The sequence below is a fragment of the Kitasatospora sp. NPDC058063 genome (genome assembly GCF_042885395.1).
Lineage (GTDB): Bacteria > Actinomycetota > Actinomycetes > Streptomycetales > Streptomycetaceae > Kitasatospora > Kitasatospora lactacystinica.
Map to the genome: position 1 here is coordinate 1 of NZ_JBHVSD010000042.1, position 17,556 is coordinate 17,556.

Sequence of the window (17,556 nt, forward strand, 5' to 3'; positions counted from 1 at the left end):
CGGAAATCTCGCGGTCATCGTGCACCCGCGAGACTGGCGCACCATCATGATCACCCGCAGCCAATCACCAAGATCCCCGACAGAGTCAAGCTCAGTGGCTGTTGTCTTTCCGGGCGTGAGGGCTGCGTTTCCGCTGCTCAGGCATAGGGTCGGTGGCCTCGGGGAGTGGTGACGTGTTGAGTCGCCGCTCGTGTGGAGGTCGGGATGCCGTCGGTCGTGGGGCTGCTGGAACAGCGTGAGCTCACTGCTCGCCGTCGTCTGGACGACCTTCGGGAGGAGGCCGACCGTATCCAGGCCGAGCTGGTCGTGGCCGAGTGGGAGTGGAACGAGTGGGTCATCGCCCGTTCGCGTGTCGACGAGGTGCTGTCCCCGGGCGGAGGCGACGGTGCTCGCCCGGATGCCGCCGCGGGGCTGTCGGATCGCGGTGAACCGCCGACTCTGCCTGCATCTTTGGCGGCGGCGAGGCCCAAATCAGTGGTGCCGATGTGGCGTGCGGGGCTGGCCTGGTCGGCACTGTCGGTGGACTACCAGCGCATAGTGCAGGTTCTCGCGGACCGGAATCGTCTCGGCCAGGGGCCGCTGACGTGCCAGGAGATGGCCGGCTGCTTCGGCCTGGACCCGGTGCCCGGGACGGTGGAGGCCCTGCGGTCGAAAATGAAGCGGCTGACAGCGCGGGGGTGGCTGGCCGAGCCAGCGCCGGGCCGGTTCACGCTCGCGAAGGCCGTGGCCGGGCAAGGCGCCGGGTCATGAGGAGCGTCATCGACCAGTAGACCATCGCCTCCGCGCTGGTGGTGGAGCGTTCGAAGTCCCGCACCAGGCGGCGGTTTCGCATCAGGTGGGCGAAGAACCGCTCCACGATCCACCGCTTGGGCAGCACGACGAAGCCGCGCATGTCGTCACTGCGTTTGACGATGGCCAGGACCAGGGCGAGGGCGGCCAGGCAGTACTCGACGAGGCTGCCGGTGTAGCCGCCGTCGGCCCAGACCAGCGCAAGCAGGTGGTGCGCGGCAGCCACCTGGGCGAACAGGACATGGGCGGCGGCGCGGTCGCCGATGTCCGCCGAGGTGACCATCACCCCCAGCAGCAGACCGAGCGTGTCGACCACCACGTGGCGCTTGCGGCCGTTGATCAGCTTGCCGCCGTCGAAGCCGCGGCTGTCGGCGCCGACGACGGCGTCCGCCTTGATGGACTGGGAGTCGATCACGCCCGCGCTCGGCTCCGGATCCCGCCCCGCCCTCTCCCGGCCCCTTCCACGCAACCGGTCGTGGAACTCCTTCACCAGACCGTGGTCGCGCCAGCGGCGGAAGAACGCGTAGACCCGGTCCCACGGCGGGAAGTCGGCCGGCATCGCCCGCCACTTCGTTCCGTTGTCGACGAGGTAGCGGATCGCGTCCAACATCACGCGGTGGCAGTAGGCCTCCGGCTGACCGCCCCGGCCTCGCAGCCGGGCCGGCACCGGAAGCAGCGGCCGCACCACCACCCACTCCGCGTCCGACATGTCCGTCGGGTAGCGGCGCGCACGGACCCCGCGGTCGGCGGCATTCCCGAACCGGTGAGCGAGGCAGTCACACGCGAGGGTGACCGAAGTTGATGGGGATCTTTGAATCTCCTCACCCTGTGCTGAGGATGGCCCCGGAGTTGCTCGCCTTGATTCCTCAGGCGTGCACGTGCTGACCTGCGGGTGGATGCCGAACTCGACGGCTGGCTCTTGATCGGGTGGCTGGGTGGGCACGTGGGAGCGGTCTCAGGGTTCGATGGAGAGGTGTTCGATGAGGTCGTCGCGCAGCGTGAATCGATAGCGGAGATCGATGGTGCCGCCGGGGAAGTTGCCTTCGAGGTGGTGTGTGGCGATGTAGTGGGCCGTGTCGGTCTGCTGAGCGTTCGTGAGGTCGATGGTGTAGGTGAATTCGGTGGCGGAGTGGTCCAGCCACCGCTCAATCGCGACGGTGCCCTGGTAGGTGTTGCCGTCGTCGATCACTGTGGCGTCGTCGGTGAACGTCGTGACCGCGGTGGCGGTGTCATGGGCGCGGTGCGCTGTGAGGTAGCGGGTGATCACCTCGGGCAGGTCGTCCGGGGTGATGGTCCGGGGCTGGTTGTCGTGCATGACGCTCCTGATGGTGGTGGCGGGTTCAGACGGTGGGGGTGGTGCCGCCGTCGATGACGTGTTCGGCGCCGACGATGGCCGAGGCGCGGTCGGAAACGAGGAAGGCGACGAGCTCGGCGACCTCCTCGGGCCGGTTGGGACGGCCGAGCGGGATGCCTCCCAGGGAGTCCATCAGCCGGCCCAGCGCCGCTTCCTGGCTGATGCCGGCGTCGTGGGCGATCCGGGCGACGAGGTTGTCGGCGGCCGAGGTCTGGACGAAGCCGGGTGAGACGGTGTTGACGCGGACGCCGTGCGGGGCGACCTGGGTGGCCAGGCCCTTGCTGTACGTGGTCAGGGCGGCCTTGGCGGCAGCGTAGGCCAGGGTGCCGTTCCACAGCGGCATGCGGCGCTGGATCGAGGTGACGTGCACGACCGCGCCCTTGCCCGTGGCGATCATGTGCGGCAGGAGTGCGCGGTCCAGGCGGACGGCGGCCAGCAGGTTCGTGTTCAGCTCCCGGGCCCAGTCGTCCTCTCCGAGCGCGGCGAATCCTCCTGCCGGTGCCTCGGAGCCGCCGAGGGTGTTGACCAGGATGTCGACGCCTCCCACGCGGGCGTCCACCTCGGAGGCGACGTGGGCGGCGCCCTGGGCGGTGGACAGGTCGGCGGTGATGAACGCCTTCTCCTCGACGTCGTCGGGGCGGCTGCGGGCGGTGACCAGCACGGTCGCGCCGGCCTCGGCGAGGCGTCGGGCGATCGCGGCTCCGGTGCCCTTGGTGCCGCCGGTGACCAGAGCGCGTCGGCCTTCGAGGGATTCGCTGATGGATGTGGTCACGGTGTGCTCCGTTCCCGGGTGCGGGCATACGAGGCGCCGCCCCGTCTCTACTGCTAAAGTAGAAGCTACTAACTTCGACTTTAGCAGTAACTGAGGGGATGGTCGCCGTGGCGAGCCGGATCAGGCTGGAGGACCGGGAGTGCCCGCTGTCCACGACGGTGGAACACGTCGGCGAGTGGTGGACGCTGCTGATCCTCCACGACGCCTTCGACGGCTACACCCGCTTCGACCAGTTCCAGGAGAGCCTGGGCATCTCCTCCAGCATGCTCACCACCCGGCTGAAGACCCTGGTCGCGGACGGTCTGCTGGAGCGCCGGCCATACCAGACCAGCCCCGTCCGGCACGAGTACGTACTCACCGAACTCGGGCGCTCGCTGCGCCCGGTGATCGTCGCCCTGGCCGCGTGGGGCAATGCCCGCCTCACGGCGGCGGAGCGCAGCATGATCCTCGTCGACGCGCACAGCGGCGAGGAAGTCGAGCCCGTCGTCGTCGACGCCAAAACCGGCCGCCGACTCGACGACAGCACCGCCTACGTCTTCGCCGCGGGCCCCGCAGCCAGCGACGCGATGCGCAGCCGCTACGCGGCACGGCCGGCCATTCCCGCGGAAGAGGCGTAAGCCCGCCCGGAAGAGCCTCGTACAGCCTTTAGCAGGGCCGCGAGCACGGGCTGCACCTGACCGCCTCGCAGCGCCGGTTTGTCGCTGGCGTGATACCTGCCAACCCTCCCAAGTCGTTGAGAACTGAATCAAGTGAGGCGAGGAGCAACGCCGGTCGTTTCCAAGAATCCCCATCAAAGTGGACCCCGCTCCCGCGATGGCGTACAACTGCGACAACAGGGCCTCCTAGATCGCTCTTTGGCGTAGACACCCTTCGAGCTACCAAGAGGCCCTGTTCTCATGCCCGGCACCCACCGAAGTCACCCGATCGAGACTCCCGTTCGACCAACACCGCTCAGGATCGGAACGACAACAGCCACTCACCTGCGTACACCGGTTCCCCGGCAGCGGTGTACGCGCCGGTGAGGTGGACGACGACGACCTCGGGCGGCCCGTGCCGGCCGGGTGGGCCGGGCAGGGTGACCGCGTAGCGCTGGGGTCTGTCCATCGGTCGCCTCGCCTCATCCGGTGTGCGGTCGGGTGCTTGCCAGGGCGGCGCGAAGCACTCCCGCGCTAGTGGGTCGGACCCGCTTCTTCAGGCGACGGCGGCCAGGTCGGCGCGGCCGAAAAGCAGGGCGTAGCCGCGGGGCAGGTGAGCGAGGAGGCGGTCGGTGAGGTTGTCGTCGGTGAGGGTGGTGAGGGCGGCCAGGACGGAGGAGGCGTCCCAGCGGGCGGCGGTGAGGCTGGTGCCCAGGGTGTGGGCGAGGCTTTCGACGAAGGCGGGGGCGGTGACGGGCGACGGGAGGGGGATCTGGGCGGCGAGGACGGCGCGGGCCCGTTCGGGCAGGGCTGCGGCGAGGTCGCAGCGTTCGTCGCCGGTGAGCTGGGAGCCGAGGAGGGCCAGGACGGCGTCGAGGACCCGTTCAGCTTCGTCGTCGGTGGTGTATCGGCCGAGGTTGCGGACCTGCTGGAGGAGGTGGCGGTAGCGGGTCATGACCGTGGGGCCTTCCTGGGGCTGGCCGCCGGCGGGCCGGCGGCGCGTGAGGGTGGTCAGGGTCGTGTCCTTGCGGCCGGGCGGCCGAACAGCAGGTCGTAGCCGGGCGGCAGCTGGAGCAGGACGCGCCCGGTGAGGTCGTCGCCGGCGGCGTCGGCCACCGTGGACAGGATGGCGCCGATGTCCCACAGGGCCGTGGCGTCGGTGGCGCCCTCGATCCAGGCCGCGGTCGCGCGCACGAACCGCTCGGCGCTGAGGGGCTCGGCGGCCTGCAGCGGGTTGAGCAGGATCAGGGACATGGTCTCGGGCAGTCGGGCGGCCAGTTCCGCCCGCACGTCGCCGACCAGGTGGGCACCGAGCAGGGCCAGGACCACCCGGGCGGCCCGCTCGGCCTCCTGCGGGCTGTCGTACTCACCGCGCTCCCGGACCTCTTCCAGGAACGTCTCCCATCGAAGCGTCATCGCGGTTCTTCCTCCGTCCCAAGGCCCGGCGCGCCCGGGCGACCTCAAGGCTCGACGGCCAGGGCCGGTGCAGACCGGTCAGTTTGAGCAGCCGCACCACGCGGCGGTCGGCCCCGCGCAGGACCAGGCGGGCACCGCACCGGTCGGCCTGGTTACGGGCCCGGACCAGGGCGCCCAGGCCCGCGCAGTCCATGAACGTCACCTCTGACAGATCCAGCACCACCTCCTGGTGCGACTCGAGCGCGGTGGCCAGAGCACGGCGCAGCGAGGGTGCGGCGTCGAGGTCGATCTCGCCGTGGGCTCGCACGATGAAGGGCTGGTTGCTCTGGCCGTTCATGGCGTCTCCGCGTCGCTACGGGTAGGCCGGTCCAGGCGAGGCCGGCCCGGCGGTCGAGGGGTGTTCCGGCCGCCCCTTTCGATCGAGGGGGGAGAGATCAGGGGCGGCCGGAACGGCATCGGGGAACGGGTCAGGCCTGGATCTGCTTGCGGTCGCCGCTGTGGCTGATCTCGATCTTGCGGGGCTTGGCCTTCTCGGCGACCGGGATCTTCAGGGTCAGCACGCCGGCGTCGTAGTCGGCGGTGATCCCGGCGGGGTCGAGGGTGTCGGAGAGCATGACCTGGCGGGAGAACACGCCGAGCGGGCGCTCGGACAGCTCCCACTTGATGCCCTCGCCTTCCTGGCGCGGGCGGCGTTCGGCCTTGACGGTGACCATGTTCCGCTCAACGTCGATGTCGATCGCGTCCGGGGCAACCCCCGGCAGGTCGAAGCAGATCACGTACTCGTCGCCGGCCCGGTAGGCGTCCAGCGGCATCGGCGTCGGACGCGACCAGGTGCCGGTCGTGTTGAGGAACTGCTGGGTCAGCCGGTCCAGCTCGCGGAACGGGTCAGTGCGCAGCAGCATTGCGAAACACCTCCATGGATCGAACGGGTGCCAGTGCGCTTCACCTGACTCCTTTCTAGCGCGTCATCCATCCGATGACAAGTTGCTGTGTCGCCTATAGAGTGACTGCATGAGCGAGAAGTCCCGCAGAGCCGCCCCCGACGCCTCCCCGCCGGCCGGGCCCGCCTCATTCCTGGCGGCCGCGGCGGCGCTGGCCGCCATAGACGACGCCGTCCGCACTGCCCAGAACCCCGCCTCCCAGCCCCCGGCCGCCCCTGACGAGCAGGAAGGCCCCGAGCAGGCCCTGGCCGCACTCGTCCTGCTGCGCGAACTGCGCGGCCGGCTCGCCGGCTGGGAAGCCGGCCTGGTGGAGAGCGCCCGGGAGGCCGGCGCCACCTGGGCCGACCTCGCCTGCCCGATGGGCGTCGCCAGCCGCCAGGCCGCCGAGAACCGCTACCTGCGCCTCAAGCCCGCCACCAGCGACGCCTCGCGGTCCGGTACCGGCGCGGAACGGGTCAAGGCCGTCCGCGACCGGCGGGCCGCCGACCGATCGGTCACCGTCTGGGCCCGCGACAACGCCGCCGAGTTGCGGGTCCTCGCCGCCCGGATCAGCACGGCCGCACTCGCTCCCGGCGCCCGTCCCGCCCAGGTCGCCCTGACCGCCGCCCTCGGCGCCACCGACCCCGCCGACCTCATAGAGCCCCTCGCCGCCGTCCGCCCCCACCTCGGCACCGGTCAGGGCGACCTCGCCACCCGCCTCGACGCCCTCACCCACCACACCACTCAGCTGCGCGATGACAGTGACCGACGCCGTGCCTGACCCCGTCGCCGCCGCCGATAGGCGCTGGCAGGACCTCCTGGGCCGGATCCACGACCTCGAAGCGCGAGTGGCCGCCACCACGAGCACCGTCAACGCCGCCCTCGACCACCACCTCGCCCGGTTCGACGTCCTGCGCCACCACCTCGCCCACCCCAACTGGCCACTGCCCGCCCCTGATCCGGGCGGTCCGCAGACCACACCGGCGAACAACCGGCCGGCCTGACGAGGCCGGGATCCACCGCAACCACCCCGGCCGTCAGAACCGGCTCCCGTGCACCCCGGCACGCCCAGGGCCGGTCAGCGCTGGTGGCCTCCGGCGGCATACCGGCTCCAGGCGGCCCCGATGTCCATCGGGGCCTGCTCGGTGGTGAAGTGGGCGTAGCCGAGCGCCTTCGCGGCGACAGGCGGCGGTGTGTGGGCGACGAACCGGCGCAGCGCCTGGGCGCGGCCGGTGCCGGGTTCGGGAACCGGCATTGGCGGCTCGCCCAGCGTGATCGTGAGCGCGGCGCCGTCGGCGGCGATGTGCTCGGTCGTGAGTTTGACGATGCGGGTGACCGGCTGGGCGTAGAGGAGGACGAGGGCTCCCGCGACCCTGGTGCGCCGAGGAAGGTCTTCATATGTAGGACGCGGGAGCGCTGCCCCTCTGGTTCGCGTGGGGTGCGACCTGAGGTAGCCGCCGGGGCCTGCACAGCCCGTTTCAGCTTGGGCATGCAGCCGTTGTGCATGGACCAGCGCAGGAACGTCTGGGCGGCCCTGTTGGAGTGCTCCCGGTGCCAGGCTTCGAGGTCCGGTGGGAGTAGTTCCACTGACTGGGGAATTCGAATGATCACGGACCGTGCACGTTAGTCGCAGTAGTGATTCAGAACGTACGGCAGGTGCCGAGCCCATCGGTCGTACGTCACGTCGTCGGGCGCGGTCAGCGTGCAGTCGTACGGAACGTCGTCGGTGCACTCGATGAACAGCGTGCACCGCAGGCCGGCTTTCTCGAGGGCGTGGCCGATGCTCGCGATCTCGCTCCAGGGGAAGTCGATGCTGATGTCGTTGGGTCCGAGCAGCCTGATCTCGACCCCGTGGGCATCGATGACCATGGCACGTTCGTCGTCCTCGGCGTGGAAGAACACGGCATCCTCGGAGGTGACTTCCTGGGCCTCTCCAGGGCCGTCCTCGGTGGGTATTGCCACGAGGGTGGGTGATGGCACCACGAGCGTGGGCGGGTGCGAGGCGTCCACGACCCCGGTGAACGCGTCGAGCAGTTGCTCCGTGGTGGGCCGCCGTGCAGGGTCCTTCTCCAGGCAGGCCCCGACGGTCGCGCATATGCCCTCCGGAACCGGTGACAGGTCCGCTTCCGCGTGCACCGAGCGGTACATCAGCATCATCGGTGTGCCCTCGCCGAAGGCGCTGCCGCCCGCAGCCGCCACGAGGACAGCGCCGAGGGCGAACACATCGGCGGCGCCCGTCACTTCCCGGCCCTCCGCCTGCTCGGGCGCGAGATAGCCAGGGGTGCCGAAGGCGTGTCCCGTCATCGTCAGCCGGGTGGACTCAACGGCCCGGGCGATGCCGAAGTCCACGACCCGGGGGCCGTCCGGCGCCATGATGATGTTGCCTGGCTTCAGATCGCGGTGCACGAGCCCGCACCCGTGCACCGTCTGCAGCGCCTCCGCCAGCGCCGCGCCGAGCTGTCTCAACTTACCCTCGGTCATGGGCCCTTCGGTGGTTATCAAGTGGGCGAGCGTCGGGCCCGGCACATACGCCGTGGCCAGCCAGGGCGGCTCACCGTCCGGATCGGCATCCACCACCTGCGCCGTGTGGAAGCCGCCGACCCTGCGCGCCGCTTCCACCTCGACACGGAACCGGGCCCGGAAGGCAGTGTCCGCGGCCAGCTCCGGCCTGGCCACCTTCACCGCCAGCAGACGCCCGCCGCGCGTCCGGGCCAGATACACCGTGCCCATCCCGCCCGCGCCGAGTTCCCGCACCACGGCGTACGATCCGATCCGTTCCAACTGATCTTCCCCCGCTCGCACTTCACGTCTTCTTGTAACTACCGCGTCCCGTCCGTACCAGCCCTCGGGAGTGTCTCCCCGCAGGACTGGCCGTGCACAGGAATTACTTACCCGAGCCCACAGCGCCAATGAGGTGAAGACGATGCGAGCGGGTTACTCCCACCTAGGGTGGATTACCCGCTCCTGCCCGTGGTGGGCTGGTGCGAGTCGTCACTGCGCGTTGTACGCCGAGCGCACGGGCGGGTTGCTGGCGCAGTTGCTGGTTCTCCTCGGCGAGCCGCCGGATGCGGGCGTTGGCGGCTTCGAGCCGCCGCAGCAAGGAAGCGTCGGAAGTACGCTGACGTGCGGGAACCGGCGATCTGGGCTCCCGGCGGTGTGCCGCCCGCAGTCGCTCGATCTCCGCCCGCAGGTCCGGCTGGGCATAGAGCCATGACCGGGACACTCCGGCCCGCTTCGCGACGGTCTCGAAAGTTGGCCGGCGCGAAGAACCCGGACGAGCTCCTGGCCGGCCGCTGGACCGGACGCACCAGCATCCTCGACCCCTGCAAGCCCTACCTCCACCAGCGGTTCGCCGAGGGCCACACCATCGCCCGGCGCCTGTTCGAGGAGATCCGCCAGCGCGGATTCCCAGGGCAGGAGCAGATCGTGCGCGTCTACGTGCGCCGGATGAGGGAGGCGTTCCCCGACCAGGACCCGCCCCGACGAAAGCCCTCCGTCAGGGACGTGACCAGCTGGATCACCCGCCGCCCCGACAGCCTCCGCGACGAAGACGCCCAACAGCTCAAGGAGGTTCTCGCCCGAGTCCCGGCGCTGGCCACCTTTGCCGAGCACGTCAGGGCTTTCGCCGAGCTGATGAACGACCGCCGCGGACAAGAGCTCAAGAACTGGATCGCACGCGTCGAGCGGGACCAGGCCCCGGCCCTTCGCAGCTTCGCCAGCGGTCTTCTGCAGGACCTCGATGCGGTCGTCGCCGGCCTGACCCTGAGCTACAGCTCCGGCGCAGTCGAGGGCCACAACAACAAGATCAACTGCTGAAGAGACAGATGTACGGCCGGGCCAACTTCGACCTCCTGCGACGCCGCATCCTCCTGTCACCGTGATCAACAAGAAGGAACCCCTCAATCAGCGACAGAGCCCGGAAAGTGATCCAGAACCACGGTTCAACCGTCGCCGACACTCCTCATCGTGCCGCGAGCTGCCGCCAAGCGCGCGGCATGGACCGCATGGGCGGGGCGTGGCCTACTCGGCGCTGCCAACAAGTCGCAAAGACGGTGGAGTAGGCCGGTTGAGCGGCCTGCCCCCGTGACCGCGCCCGCCGCCCGACCCAGAGGGCCACTGGGCCGAACGGCGCCCTGCATCGCGGCACCTGCCACGACCGCCGATCCTGGGGAAGGCATCGTGCCCACCCAGCGCCCCGCACAGCGGGTCGGTCGAGGCATGTAACGCGCTGCGGACCGGGCAACGGTGGCCGGACGCCCTGGGGTCTCGCTGTGGCGGGCCACCGCTCGGAGTCGACCAGTGGCGCCGGGCGCCCGGGTGTGTGCCGCTGAGCCGTCCGCCCCGATCTGGCTGGGCCGGAGTTCGATCTGGAGAACCAATGACCAAGTCCCACCCTGTGCGCAAGCTCGTGGACGCCGTGACGGACGCCGTCTCGGACGACAAGGACCGCGACCGGGCGGAGGTGCCGGGCGCCCCCGGCGCGCAACCGCCGCCGGTGGCGGAACCCACGCAGCCGCGCGCCCCGCTGCCGTCCAAGCCCGACCAGAGCCCACCTGCCGTCCTGTCGGCGACCGGCCGTAGCGGCGGCGGGTCCGAGGACGCGCGGGCGCAGAGCGGCGGCTACCTGACCACCGCCCAGGGCACACGCCTGGCCGACAGCGACCATTCCCTGAAAGCCGGCCCGCGCGGACCGGTCCTGTTGCAGGACCACCACCTGCGCGAGAAGATCACGCACTTCGACCACGAGCGGATCCCCGAGCGGGTCGTCCACGCCCGCGGTGCCGCCGCGCACGGCGTGTTCCGCGGCTACGGCACCGCGAGTGCCGTGAGCAGGGCGGCGTTCCTCGCGGAGAACGTCGAGACGCCGGTGTTCGTGCGGTTCTCCACCGTGCTGGGTTCGCGGGGCTCGGCGGACACCGTGCGTGACACCCGTGGTTTCGCGACGAAGTTCTACACCGGCGAGGGTGTCTTCGACCTGGTCGGCAACAACATCCCGGTGTTCTTCATCCAGGACGCCATCAAGTTCCCGGATGTCGTCCACGCCGCCAAACCCCACCCCGACCGGGAGATCCCGCAGGCGCAGAGCGCCCACGACACGTTCTGGGACTTCGTCTCGCTGCACACCGAGGCCACCCACCACACCCTGTGGAACATGTCCGACCGGGGCATCCCCCGCTCCTACCGCATGATGGAGGGCTTCGGCATCCACACCTTCCGCCTGGTCAACGCCGACGGCGCAAGCACGCTGGTGAAGTTCCACTGGAAGCCCAGGCTCGGCGTGCACTCCCTGGTCTGGGAGGAAGCCCAGCTGATCGGCGGCATGGACCCCGACTTCCACCGCCGCGACCTGGCGGACGCCATTGAGGCCGGCGCCTACCCGCAGTGGGAGCTCGGGATCCAGACCTTCCCGGACACGCCCGAGCAGACCTTCGAAGGCATCGACCTGCTCGACCCGACCAAGATCGTGCCCGAGGAACTGGCCCCGGTGCGCCCGATCGGCCTGATGACGCTCACCGCCAACCCGACCAACTTCTTCGCCGAGACCGAACAGGTCGCCTTCCACCCCGGCCACCTGGTGCCCGGCATCGACATCACCGACGACCCGCTGCTCTCCGGGCGCCTGTTCTCCTACCTCGACACCCAGATCACCCGTCTCGGCGGCCCGAACTTCGCGCAGATTCCGATCAACCGCACCCATGCCCCCGTCAACGACATGCTCCGCGACGGCTTCCACCAGGACGCCGTGCACAGCGGCGTCGCCCCGTACAAGCCCAACTCCCTCGACGGCGGCTGCCCGTTCTTCGCCGGCGCCGGCGAGCACCCCTTCGTGGAGTACCCGACGCCCGTCACGGCCTCCGCAAAGGTCCGCCAGGCGCCGGCCTCCTTCAGCGACCACTTCACCCAGCCCCGCCTGTTCTGGCTGAGCCTCACCCCCGTTGAGCAGCAGCACGTCATCGCCGCCTACACCTTCGAGCTCTCCAAGGTCTACGAAGCGGCGATCCGGGAACGGGCCGTGGCAGTCCTGGCCAACGTCGACCCGGTCCTGTGCGCCGAGGTTGCCGCCGGGCTCGGCCTTCCGGCCCCCGAAGCCACGGTGGCGCTGCCGCCGGTCGAGCCCAGTGCCGCGCTCTCGCAGCTCGGCACATCCTGGCCGGTCGACGGTCGGGTGGTCGGCATCGTCGTCGACTTCGTCGGCACCACGGACCACGTGCGAGCGGCCCGTGACGCTGTGCGCGGAGCCGGAATGACGGCCCTGATCATCGCCCCCACCGCGGGGCCCCTCGCGGACGGCCTGCCGGTACAGCGCACCTTCGCCGCGGCCCGCTCCGTCGAGTTCGACGCTCTGCTTGTGCTCGGCACGCCCGCGCGAGGAGCCGACGACCACGGGGCACGCGACGCCAAGTCCAGCGGCTCGTCGCCCGTGGACTCCCGGGTCGCGTTGCTCGTCAACGAGGCTTACCGTCACGCCAAGCCGCTCGGCGGCCACCCGGCGGCCCGCGCCGTCTGGGCGGCCGCGGGCATCGATCCGCACGCACCCGGTGTCCTGACAAGCGAAGATCCGGACGAGGTCCTGGCCGGCATCGTCGGCCTCCTCGGGACCCACCGCGCGTGGGACCGCTTCCCGCCGGACGCCCTCCTTCCGTGAGAGTCCTGGGAGATCCAGGCTCGCCCGCGTCAGAGCGAACGGCGGGGGCCGAGAGCCGCAGCAGCCCGGCGGACACCGGGGGGCGCGGGCGGGATCCGGAGGAGGCCCTTGATCAGCCTGCGAGCCCTCAGGTGCACCGCCATGCAACCGGTTCGTCAGATCGGCCTGCGCTCACAGCACGTGCGCAGCATGGTCCCCTTGCCAGTCGGCAGCGGCTCCGGACCGGCTTCCCGGTGGACCGATCGAGTGGCCCGCACACGCCCCCAAGCCGCGCCACGACGGGCCCGAACGCTCGCCAGCAGGCAGGCCCCGGACGCGGCCCCCGTGGGCCCTGGGGCATCACAGCCGGGGCATTGGGGTTCCAGCATCATGCAACTGATGCCAGGAGAGGCCCTTCACCCTTCGGTGGTGCGCGGCGATGGGGGCTCAGGACGTAGCGGCTCTGCGGGAGCTTTACCACCCCGAGAGTCCCCGCTGCCCCCAGCCCGCGTTTCTGATGTCGGGCGCGGGGCAGACGCCCGGGCATGGATCAGTCCCAGGCCCCGGTGCTCGAAGCCCTTGCGGCGTTCCACGCCAACCCGCTGACGTGCTTCACGCCTCCCGGGCACAAGCAGGGCCGCGGCGCCGACCCGCGTGTGCTGGCGACGCTCGGCGCCGATGTCTTCCGCGCGGACGTGCTCGCCACCGGCGGCTTGGACGACCGTACCGGCTCCCGCGGCACCCTCCAGCACGCGCCCAGGCCCTGATGGCGGAAGCCGTCGGCGCCGACCGCACCTTCTTCTCCATCTGCGGCAGCTCCCTGTCGGTCAAGGCCGCAATGCTCTCCGTAGCCGGTCCGCACGAGGAACTGCTGGTGGGACGCGACGCGCACAAGTCCGTCATTGCCGGGCTCGCCCTCGCCGGTATCCGCCCGGTCTGGGTCGAACCCCAGTGGGACCCACGGCTGCGCCTGGCGCACCCGCCCTCCGCGAACTCCTTCCGCGCCATGCTCGCCCGGCACCCGGACGCCCGAGGGGCGTTGGTCACCTCCCTACGGCACGTGCGCCGACCTGCCGGCCATCGCCGACACCTGCCACGCGGCCGGGAAGCCCCTGATCGTGGACGAGGCGTGGGGAGCACATCTGCCCTTCCACCCGGACCTGCCGACCTGGGCGATGAACGGGCGCGCGGACGTGTGCGTCACCTCCGTCCACAAGATGGGCTCCGGCCTGGAACAGAGCTCCGTCTTCCACCTCCAGGGCCGGCTCGTGGACCCGGCCGTCCTCAAGCAGCGCGAGGACCTGCTGGGCACCACCAGCCCCTCCGTCCTCGTCTACGCGGCCCTGGACGGCTGGCGGCGCCAGATGGTCCAGCACGGGCTCCTCCCGTCCCCATCGGAAGGGGTTCCCGCAGACCGTCGCGTTGTTCGCTGCCGCAGCGGCCTGTCACCTGATCGGGTAGCGCCGGGGCCCGGGCACTGGGAACACCTCGCCCTGGGCCGTCTGACGTCAGAAGGTGGTACTTGCCGCGCGAGTGGGATGGCGTAACAGGGGTAGGCGCTCGGGCGCAGCGCCTCCGCCCCTTCCGTGCCGGGCACGTCTTGGAGCGCCGAGGCATCTCGGAAAGGAACCTCCCATGCTCGCTCTTGTCCTTGTCCTGCTGCTCGTGCTGATCCTCGGTGGTCTGGGATTCGCCGTCCACGTGCTGTGGTGGGTCGCTCTGGTGGTCCTGGCGTTGTGGCTGCTCGGCTTCGTCTTCCGTGGTGCCGCGGAGGGCGGACGCAGCCGCTGGTACCGGTGGTAGACGTACTCGGTCCAGCCGGACCGGCTGACCTGACCTGACCCGGCCCCGAGGGGAGGGAGGTTGAGCGCGAGCGGTGTTCTTGGCGCTGAGGTGATTGCCGTAGTCCTGCGGCGTGGTGGGCGTCGTCGACGGAGTGCTGTACCTGCTGTTGCTCGGCATCGCGCGTTCGCGCCTCCTGACCGTCCGGCGTTCGCCAGCTCCGCAGATGCCCCGCGTGGGTCCGTCGGCCGCATCCAGTAGGCCTGCGACCGAATCGCGTCCTAGGTTCGGGGTAGCCGATGCAGCACACCACACGGAGGAGGAACCATGCCTGCGGGTTCGAGCAAGAAGCGTGAACGACAGTACGAGCACATCAAGGACAGCGCTCTGGAGCGCGGGGAGAGCCAGAAGCGGGCCCAGGAGATCGCGGCCCGGACCGTGAACAAGGAACGGGCCCAGCACGGCGAGTCGAAGACCGCCAGCCGCTCCTCCACCCACGACATGTCCTCCTCCCGGCGCGGCGGACTGCACTCGCACTCCGGCTCCCAGGGGCCGACGAAGGAGCAGCTGTACAACGAGGCCAAGCAGCGCAACATCCACGGCCGCTCGAAGATGAACAAGAAGGAACTCGCCAGCGCCCTCGGCCACTGAACCGTTCCCCGGCACGACGGCCGGCGCGAGACCGCCGCCGTCCAGGGCCGCCTGGGCGCATCCAATCCGCCACCATCACGACGAGATGAGCACGGACGACACGGGCGCCCGCAAGAAGGACGCCTCACGCGAAGACGACACGGTACGGGAGCGGTCCGCGGAGGAACGCAGCATCACGGCACCCACCCCCGAGGACGTCCGGGCCAACGCCGACGACGTCCACGAGGGCGAGGCCGACGAGGAGACCGAGCCGCCCACGGTCGGCACTCAGGCCACCTGACCCCCGTCGCCTTCGCCCGTCCCCGCTCGACTTGTAATGACGGATTGAGGCTGTGATGGCCGCGATCGTTCTACTCAAGGACGACCACAAGACGCTGGAGAAGCTGTTCAAGGCCTTCGAGAAGGCCGGCGGCGGCGCCCACGCCGAGAGGCGCCGCATCGCCGACCAGGTGATCGAGGAGCTGACCGTCCACGCCGTGATCGAGGAGACGGTGTGTTCTACCCCGCGGCCCGCGAAGCCGCCCCGGACACCACCGACCCCGTGCTGGAGAGCGTCGAGGAACACCACGTGGTGGTGTGGATGCTCTCCGAGCTCGCAGACCTGGACCCGAAGGACGAGCGGTTCGACGCCAAGATGACCGTGCTGATGGAGAACGTGCGCCACCACGTCGAGGAAGAGGGAAAGGACTGGCTCCCCCAGGTGCGCAAGGCCATAGGACGCAACCGCCTCGTTGCCCTCGGTGAACAGCTCGAAGACGCCAAGAAGACCGCCACACCCGCGACCCGCTGAAGGTGCCCAGCGCCACAGAGTTAAGGGGTCTCTTCTGACCGGGCACCGCCCCCATCCCGTCAGGACGGCGGTCGCAGACGGCTTTGCAGAAGACACAGGGCTTCGGCGACGCACTCCTGTTGAACGGCGTGCCGGTCGCCGTCCAACTGCCGCGAGATGACGCGCGTGCCATCCGCGTCCGCGAGTGCGATGAACACCGTGCCCACCGGCTGGCCGTCCTGGGACTGTGGACCGGCCACCCCTGTGGTGGAGAGGGCGTAGGTGCTGTCCATCAGCCGCCGCACACCGCACGCCATCTGCCGGGCCACCTCGGCATCGACCGCACCGCGCCGCTCCAGCAGGGCACGCTCCACGCCCAGCACACCATGCTTGACGCCGTCGGTGTAGGCCGTCACCGAGCCGACGAACACCCCGCTCGCGCCAGGCGCCTCGGTCAGCACGAGCGCCAGGAGACCGCCGGTCAAGGACTCCGCCACGGACACTGTGCTTCCGGCCGCCTGAAGCGCCGAATGAAGCGCACGCACCACCCGGCCCTGGCCCTCCTCGCTCGCCGGGACCGAGCTGCTCACAAGGCGCTGCCCGAACCGGCACCTGGTTGCCCTGGTCCGGGCCGGTGAGCAAGGACGGCCGCGCTGACCGCTTGGTGCCAGCCGTTCAGCGTACGAGCCTGCGCGGCAGCCCGCTCGGAAAGCCGGTCCAGCTCCGCCTGGTCGAGGCGTTCGTCCGTGTCGGCAATGGCGCGCAGCGCCCGCCACACCGCAGCCTTGCCCTCGACCCCGGTACGCAGCGTCTCCAGCTCGACCAGGTCGCTGAGCGGGGCGCGGCGCACGACGGTCCCGTTCGGCTTGAGCCGGCCGAGGCGCTCACCCGCGAGGCCCAGCCAGGTCCGGTAGCGCCGAACCGGCACGCCGAGCCGGTTCATGATCCGCACGAGGTCGTCCCGGTCCTGCTCGATGTCGCGGGCCAGACGCCGCAGATCATCGGCACGGCGACTGTCGGGATGGGTGCGGGCCATCCGGTCGGCGAGCGCGGCCCCGCCGAACGCGCCGGTCAGGTGATCGTTCAGGTAGATGTGCAGAGGCTCGGCCAGGGTTTGGTGGGACATCTCAGTTCCTCCAGGTCGACGGCCGATCACCGGGGATCGTCGAGCGAGTAGGTGCCACGATGCGGAGTCGCGGTCACGGCACCGCAACGATCTGCTCATCCCATCTTGCCGCGCAGCGGCACCAAGTGCGCGTGCGCTGGCAGCTCGGGCCCGGTTTGCCCAGCGCCTGCGCGGGTCAGCCGCAAGGCTGTGGCGGGGGCCGGTTGAGCGGTCGGCCCCGCCACCCTGCCCGGTGGACTGACGGGGGCGTCGGAGGCAGGATCGATTACGGACAGCTTCCCTGCCGGATGGGAGCCCGCTCATGTCTACCCGGCAAGACGAAACCCCCGAGGACAACAGGCCCACCGCACCGCTGCTGCGGATCGCCATGACGGACGTCCCCCACACCGCCCGCGTGCTGCACCTGCACGGCGAAGTCGACCGGGACCAGCGCACGGCCCTGGAGGTCGCACTCACCCGGGGCGTCAAAGACGGGCCACAGCTACTCGTCGTCGACCTGGCCGACCTGTCCTTCTGCGACTCCACGGGCCTCAATGCCCTGCTCACAGCCCGCCTGGAGGCCCAGGCGAACAGCGTCCAGCTCATCCTGGCCGCCCCACCATCCCAGCTGCAACGGCTCCTGGAGATCACCGGAGCCGACGAAATCCTCACTATCCGTGACAGTATTCAGGCCGCCCTCGCCAAGCCCACCGACGCGGGCGCCGAGTGAGGCACCCG

Annotated in this window: 25 protein-coding genes and 1 pseudogene; 12 read left to right on the forward strand and 14 right to left on the reverse strand. The window is 70.4% G+C overall.

Going from position 1 to position 17,556, the window contains the following annotated elements; all coding sequences use genetic code 11:
• Positions 1 to 204 precede the first annotated feature (204 nt).
• Positions 205 to 750: a hypothetical protein gene (locus ACFVUY_RS40555; RefSeq protein ID WP_387737033.1), complete on the forward strand. Its 546-nt coding sequence runs from the start codon at positions 205 to 207 to the stop codon at positions 748 to 750.
• Here the strand turns inward: ACFVUY_RS40555 and ACFVUY_RS40560 are convergent.
• The 3 genes from ACFVUY_RS40560 to ACFVUY_RS40570 all read right to left on the reverse strand — a co-directional run bounded on the left by ACFVUY_RS40560 (position 707) and on the right by ACFVUY_RS40570 (position 2,915).
• Positions 707 to 1,498, reverse strand: a complete 792-nt coding sequence (locus tag ACFVUY_RS40560) for an IS5 family transposase (protein ID WP_387737034.1) — start codon at positions 1,496 to 1,498, stop codon at positions 707 to 709. The two genes, ACFVUY_RS40555 and ACFVUY_RS40560, sit on opposite strands and share 44 nt — an antisense overlap.
• Positions 1,499 to 1,744: 246 nt before the next feature.
• Positions 1,745 to 2,104, reverse strand: coding sequence for a nuclear transport factor 2 family protein (locus tag ACFVUY_RS40565; protein ID WP_387737035.1), 360 nt, complete (start codon positions 2,102 to 2,104; stop codon positions 1,745 to 1,747).
• A 25-nt stretch (positions 2,105 to 2,129) separates the two neighbouring features.
• The gene (locus ACFVUY_RS40570) at positions 2,130 to 2,915 is read right to left on the reverse strand and encodes an SDR family oxidoreductase (RefSeq protein WP_387737036.1); all 786 of its coding nucleotides are present in this window, start codon (positions 2,913 to 2,915) and stop codon (positions 2,130 to 2,132) included.
• A 98-nt stretch (positions 2,916 to 3,013) separates the two neighbouring features.
• Here ACFVUY_RS40570 and ACFVUY_RS40575 point away from each other — a divergent pair, with 98 nt between their 5' ends.
• Entirely contained in the window at positions 3,014 to 3,532 is a 519-nt protein-coding gene (locus ACFVUY_RS40575; protein ID WP_387737037.1) for a winged helix-turn-helix transcriptional regulator, read from the forward strand.
• 334 nt (positions 3,533 to 3,866) lie between these two features.
• On the opposite strand, the gene ACFVUY_RS40580 is transcribed toward ACFVUY_RS40575, so the two are convergent.
• The 5 genes from ACFVUY_RS40580 to ACFVUY_RS40600 all read right to left on the reverse strand — a co-directional run bounded on the left by ACFVUY_RS40580 (position 3,867) and on the right by ACFVUY_RS40600 (position 5,868).
• Positions 3,867 to 4,019 carry a DUF6296 family protein gene (locus ACFVUY_RS40580; protein ID WP_387737038.1) on the reverse strand — a complete coding sequence of 51 codons (153 nt, stop codon included), beginning with the start codon at positions 4,017 to 4,019 and terminating at the stop codon, positions 3,867 to 3,869.
• A gap of 87 nt (positions 4,020 to 4,106) precedes the next feature.
• A complete protein-coding gene (locus ACFVUY_RS40585; protein ID WP_387737039.1) occupies positions 4,107 to 4,505 on the reverse strand; it encodes a DUF2267 domain-containing protein in 399 nt (132 codons plus the stop codon).
• A gap of 56 nt (positions 4,506 to 4,561) precedes the next feature.
• Positions 4,562 to 4,966: a DUF2267 domain-containing protein gene (locus ACFVUY_RS40590; RefSeq protein ID WP_387737040.1), complete on the reverse strand. Its 405-nt coding sequence runs from the start codon at positions 4,964 to 4,966 to the stop codon at positions 4,562 to 4,564.
• Positions 4,917 to 5,303: an STAS domain-containing protein gene (locus ACFVUY_RS40595; RefSeq protein ID WP_387737041.1), complete on the reverse strand. Its 387-nt coding sequence runs from the start codon at positions 5,301 to 5,303 to the stop codon at positions 4,917 to 4,919. The genes ACFVUY_RS40590 and ACFVUY_RS40595 overlap by 50 nt, the downstream gene beginning before the upstream one ends.
• 130 nt (positions 5,304 to 5,433) lie before the next feature.
• Positions 5,434 to 5,868: an Hsp20/alpha crystallin family protein gene (locus ACFVUY_RS40600; RefSeq protein ID WP_387737042.1), complete on the reverse strand. Its 435-nt coding sequence runs from the start codon at positions 5,866 to 5,868 to the stop codon at positions 5,434 to 5,436.
• Between the two features lie 109 nt (positions 5,869 to 5,977).
• Here ACFVUY_RS40600 and ACFVUY_RS40605 point away from each other — a divergent pair, with 109 nt between their 5' ends.
• Positions 5,978 to 6,667 carry a hypothetical protein gene (locus ACFVUY_RS40605; protein WP_387737043.1) on the forward strand — a complete coding sequence of 230 codons (690 nt, stop codon included), beginning with the start codon at positions 5,978 to 5,980 and terminating at the stop codon, positions 6,665 to 6,667.
• Positions 6,660 to 6,890 (forward strand): hypothetical protein, encoded by a 231-nt coding sequence (locus ACFVUY_RS40610; protein WP_387737044.1) that lies wholly within the window; start codon positions 6,660 to 6,662, stop codon positions 6,888 to 6,890. The genes ACFVUY_RS40605 and ACFVUY_RS40610 overlap by 8 nt, the downstream gene beginning before the upstream one ends.
• A 74-nt stretch (positions 6,891 to 6,964) precedes the next feature.
• Here the strand turns inward: ACFVUY_RS40610 and ACFVUY_RS40615 are convergent, their stop codons facing one another.
• The 3 genes from ACFVUY_RS40615 to ACFVUY_RS40625 all read right to left on the reverse strand — a co-directional run bounded on the left by ACFVUY_RS40615 (position 6,965) and on the right by ACFVUY_RS40625 (position 9,109).
• Complete coding sequence (locus ACFVUY_RS40615; protein WP_387737045.1) at positions 6,965 to 7,141, reverse strand: hypothetical protein; 177 nt, start codon at positions 7,139 to 7,141, stop codon at positions 6,965 to 6,967.
• Between the two features lie 368 nt (positions 7,142 to 7,509).
• Complete coding sequence (locus tag ACFVUY_RS40620; protein ID WP_387737046.1) at positions 7,510 to 8,667, reverse strand: serine/threonine-protein kinase; 1,158 nt, start codon at positions 8,665 to 8,667, stop codon at positions 7,510 to 7,512.
• A gap of 163 nt (positions 8,668 to 8,830) precedes the next feature.
• A complete protein-coding gene (locus ACFVUY_RS40625; RefSeq protein ID WP_387737047.1) occupies positions 8,831 to 9,109 on the reverse strand; it encodes a hypothetical protein in 279 nt (92 codons plus the stop codon).
• A gap of 29 nt (positions 9,110 to 9,138) precedes the next feature.
• Here ACFVUY_RS40625 and ACFVUY_RS40630 point away from each other — a divergent pair, with 29 nt between their 5' ends.
• From ACFVUY_RS40630 to ACFVUY_RS40655, 6 genes and pseudogenes are all read left to right on the forward strand, one after another.
• Entirely contained in the window at positions 9,139 to 9,702 is a 564-nt protein-coding gene (locus ACFVUY_RS40630; RefSeq protein ID WP_387737048.1) for a transposase, read from the forward strand.
• A gap of 562 nt (positions 9,703 to 10,264) precedes the next feature.
• The gene (locus ACFVUY_RS40635) at positions 10,265 to 12,532 is read left to right on the forward strand and encodes a catalase (protein WP_387737049.1); all 2,268 of its coding nucleotides are present in this window, start codon (positions 10,265 to 10,267) and stop codon (positions 12,530 to 12,532) included.
• 524 nt (positions 12,533 to 13,056) lie between these two features.
• Positions 13,057 to 13,890 (forward strand): annotated as a pseudogene (locus ACFVUY_RS40640) (aminotransferase class I/II-fold pyridoxal phosphate-dependent enzyme); the annotation flags it as partial.
• Positions 13,891 to 14,146: 256 nt separating this feature from the next.
• A complete protein-coding gene (locus ACFVUY_RS40645; protein ID WP_387688649.1) occupies positions 14,147 to 14,314 on the forward strand; it encodes a hydrophobic protein in 168 nt (55 codons plus the stop codon).
• Positions 14,315 to 14,620: 306 nt separating this feature from the next.
• Complete coding sequence (locus tag ACFVUY_RS40650; protein WP_387688647.1) at positions 14,621 to 14,944, forward strand: plasmid stabilization protein; 324 nt, start codon at positions 14,621 to 14,623, stop codon at positions 14,942 to 14,944.
• Positions 14,945 to 15,029: 85 nt separating this feature from the next.
• Positions 15,030 to 15,224, forward strand: coding sequence for a hypothetical protein (locus tag ACFVUY_RS40655; RefSeq protein WP_387688645.1), 195 nt, complete (start codon positions 15,030 to 15,032; stop codon positions 15,222 to 15,224).
• Between the two features lie 70 nt (positions 15,225 to 15,294).
• Here the strand turns inward: ACFVUY_RS40655 and ACFVUY_RS40660 are convergent, their stop codons facing one another.
• Entirely contained in the window at positions 15,295 to 15,417 is a 123-nt protein-coding gene (locus ACFVUY_RS40660) for a hypothetical protein (protein ID WP_387737050.1), read from the reverse strand.
• Between the two features lie 20 nt (positions 15,418 to 15,437).
• Between ACFVUY_RS40660 and ACFVUY_RS40665 the strand changes: the two genes are divergently transcribed.
• Positions 15,438 to 15,734: a hemerythrin domain-containing protein gene (locus ACFVUY_RS40665; RefSeq protein ID WP_387737051.1), complete on the forward strand. Its 297-nt coding sequence runs from the start codon at positions 15,438 to 15,440 to the stop codon at positions 15,732 to 15,734.
• Between the two features lie 59 nt (positions 15,735 to 15,793).
• On the opposite strand, the gene ACFVUY_RS40670 is transcribed toward ACFVUY_RS40665, so the two are convergent.
• Together ACFVUY_RS40670 and ACFVUY_RS40675 are read right to left on the reverse strand one after the other, a co-directional pair.
• The gene (locus ACFVUY_RS40670) at positions 15,794 to 16,303 is read right to left on the reverse strand and encodes a CinA family protein (protein WP_387688641.1); all 510 of its coding nucleotides are present in this window, start codon (positions 16,301 to 16,303) and stop codon (positions 15,794 to 15,796) included.
• On the reverse strand, positions 16,300 to 16,839 hold the full coding sequence (locus ACFVUY_RS40675; protein ID WP_387688639.1) for a hypothetical protein: 540 nt from the start codon (positions 16,837 to 16,839) through the stop codon (positions 16,300 to 16,302). The genes ACFVUY_RS40670 and ACFVUY_RS40675 overlap by 4 nt, the downstream gene beginning before the upstream one ends.
• Positions 16,840 to 17,140: 301 nt before the next feature.
• Between ACFVUY_RS40675 and ACFVUY_RS40680 the strand changes: the two genes are divergently transcribed.
• Complete coding sequence (locus ACFVUY_RS40680; RefSeq protein ID WP_387688637.1) at positions 17,141 to 17,548, forward strand: STAS domain-containing protein; 408 nt, start codon at positions 17,141 to 17,143, stop codon at positions 17,546 to 17,548.
• Positions 17,549 to 17,556 lie beyond the last annotated feature (8 nt).

Bases quoted from the DNA above. Each gene is read 5' to 3' on its own strand.
- ACFVUY_RS40595 (WP_387737041.1), bottom strand. From the start codon at position 5,303: ATGAACGGCCAGAGCAACCAGCCCTTCATCGTGCGAGCCCACGGCGAG.
- ACFVUY_RS40680 (WP_387688637.1), top strand. From the start codon at position 17,141: ATGTCTACCCGGCAAGACGAAACCCCCGAGGACAACAGGCCCACCGCA.
- ACFVUY_RS40575 (WP_387737037.1), top strand. From the start codon at position 3,014: ATGGTCGCCGTGGCGAGCCGGATCAGGCTGGAGGACCGGGAGTGCCCG.
- ACFVUY_RS40675 (WP_387688639.1), bottom strand. From the start codon at position 16,839: ATGTCCCACCAAACCCTGGCCGAGCCTCTGCACATCTACCTGAACGAT.
- ACFVUY_RS40580 (WP_387737038.1), bottom strand. From the start codon at position 4,019: ATGGACAGACCCCAGCGCTACGCGGTCACCCTGCCCGGCCCACCCGGC.
- ACFVUY_RS40590 (WP_387737040.1), bottom strand. From the start codon at position 4,966: ATGACGCTTCGATGGGAGACGTTCCTGGAAGAGGTCCGGGAGCGCGGT.
- ACFVUY_RS40600 (WP_387737042.1), bottom strand. From the start codon at position 5,868: ATGCTGCTGCGCACTGACCCGTTCCGCGAGCTGGACCGGCTGACCCAG.
- ACFVUY_RS40650 (WP_387688647.1), top strand. From the start codon at position 14,621: ATGCCTGCGGGTTCGAGCAAGAAGCGTGAACGACAGTACGAGCACATC.
- ACFVUY_RS40635 (WP_387737049.1), top strand. From the start codon at position 10,265: ATGACCAAGTCCCACCCTGTGCGCAAGCTCGTGGACGCCGTGACGGAC.
- ACFVUY_RS40655 (WP_387688645.1), top strand. From the start codon at position 15,030: ATGAGCACGGACGACACGGGCGCCCGCAAGAAGGACGCCTCACGCGAA.
- ACFVUY_RS40565 (WP_387737035.1), bottom strand. From the start codon at position 2,104: ATGCACGACAACCAGCCCCGGACCATCACCCCGGACGACCTGCCCGAG.
- ACFVUY_RS40555 (WP_387737033.1), top strand. From the start codon at position 205: ATGCCGTCGGTCGTGGGGCTGCTGGAACAGCGTGAGCTCACTGCTCGC.
- ACFVUY_RS40560 (WP_387737034.1), bottom strand. From the start codon at position 1,498: ATGTCGGACGCGGAGTGGGTGGTGGTGCGGCCGCTGCTTCCGGTGCCG.
- ACFVUY_RS40615 (WP_387737045.1), bottom strand. From the start codon at position 7,141: ATGCCGGTTCCCGAACCCGGCACCGGCCGCGCCCAGGCGCTGCGCCGG.
- ACFVUY_RS40645 (WP_387688649.1), top strand. From the start codon at position 14,147: ATGCTCGCTCTTGTCCTTGTCCTGCTGCTCGTGCTGATCCTCGGTGGT.
- ACFVUY_RS40605 (WP_387737043.1), top strand. From the start codon at position 5,978: ATGAGCGAGAAGTCCCGCAGAGCCGCCCCCGACGCCTCCCCGCCGGCC.
- ACFVUY_RS40585 (WP_387737039.1), bottom strand. From the start codon at position 4,505: ATGACCCGCTACCGCCACCTCCTCCAGCAGGTCCGCAACCTCGGCCGA.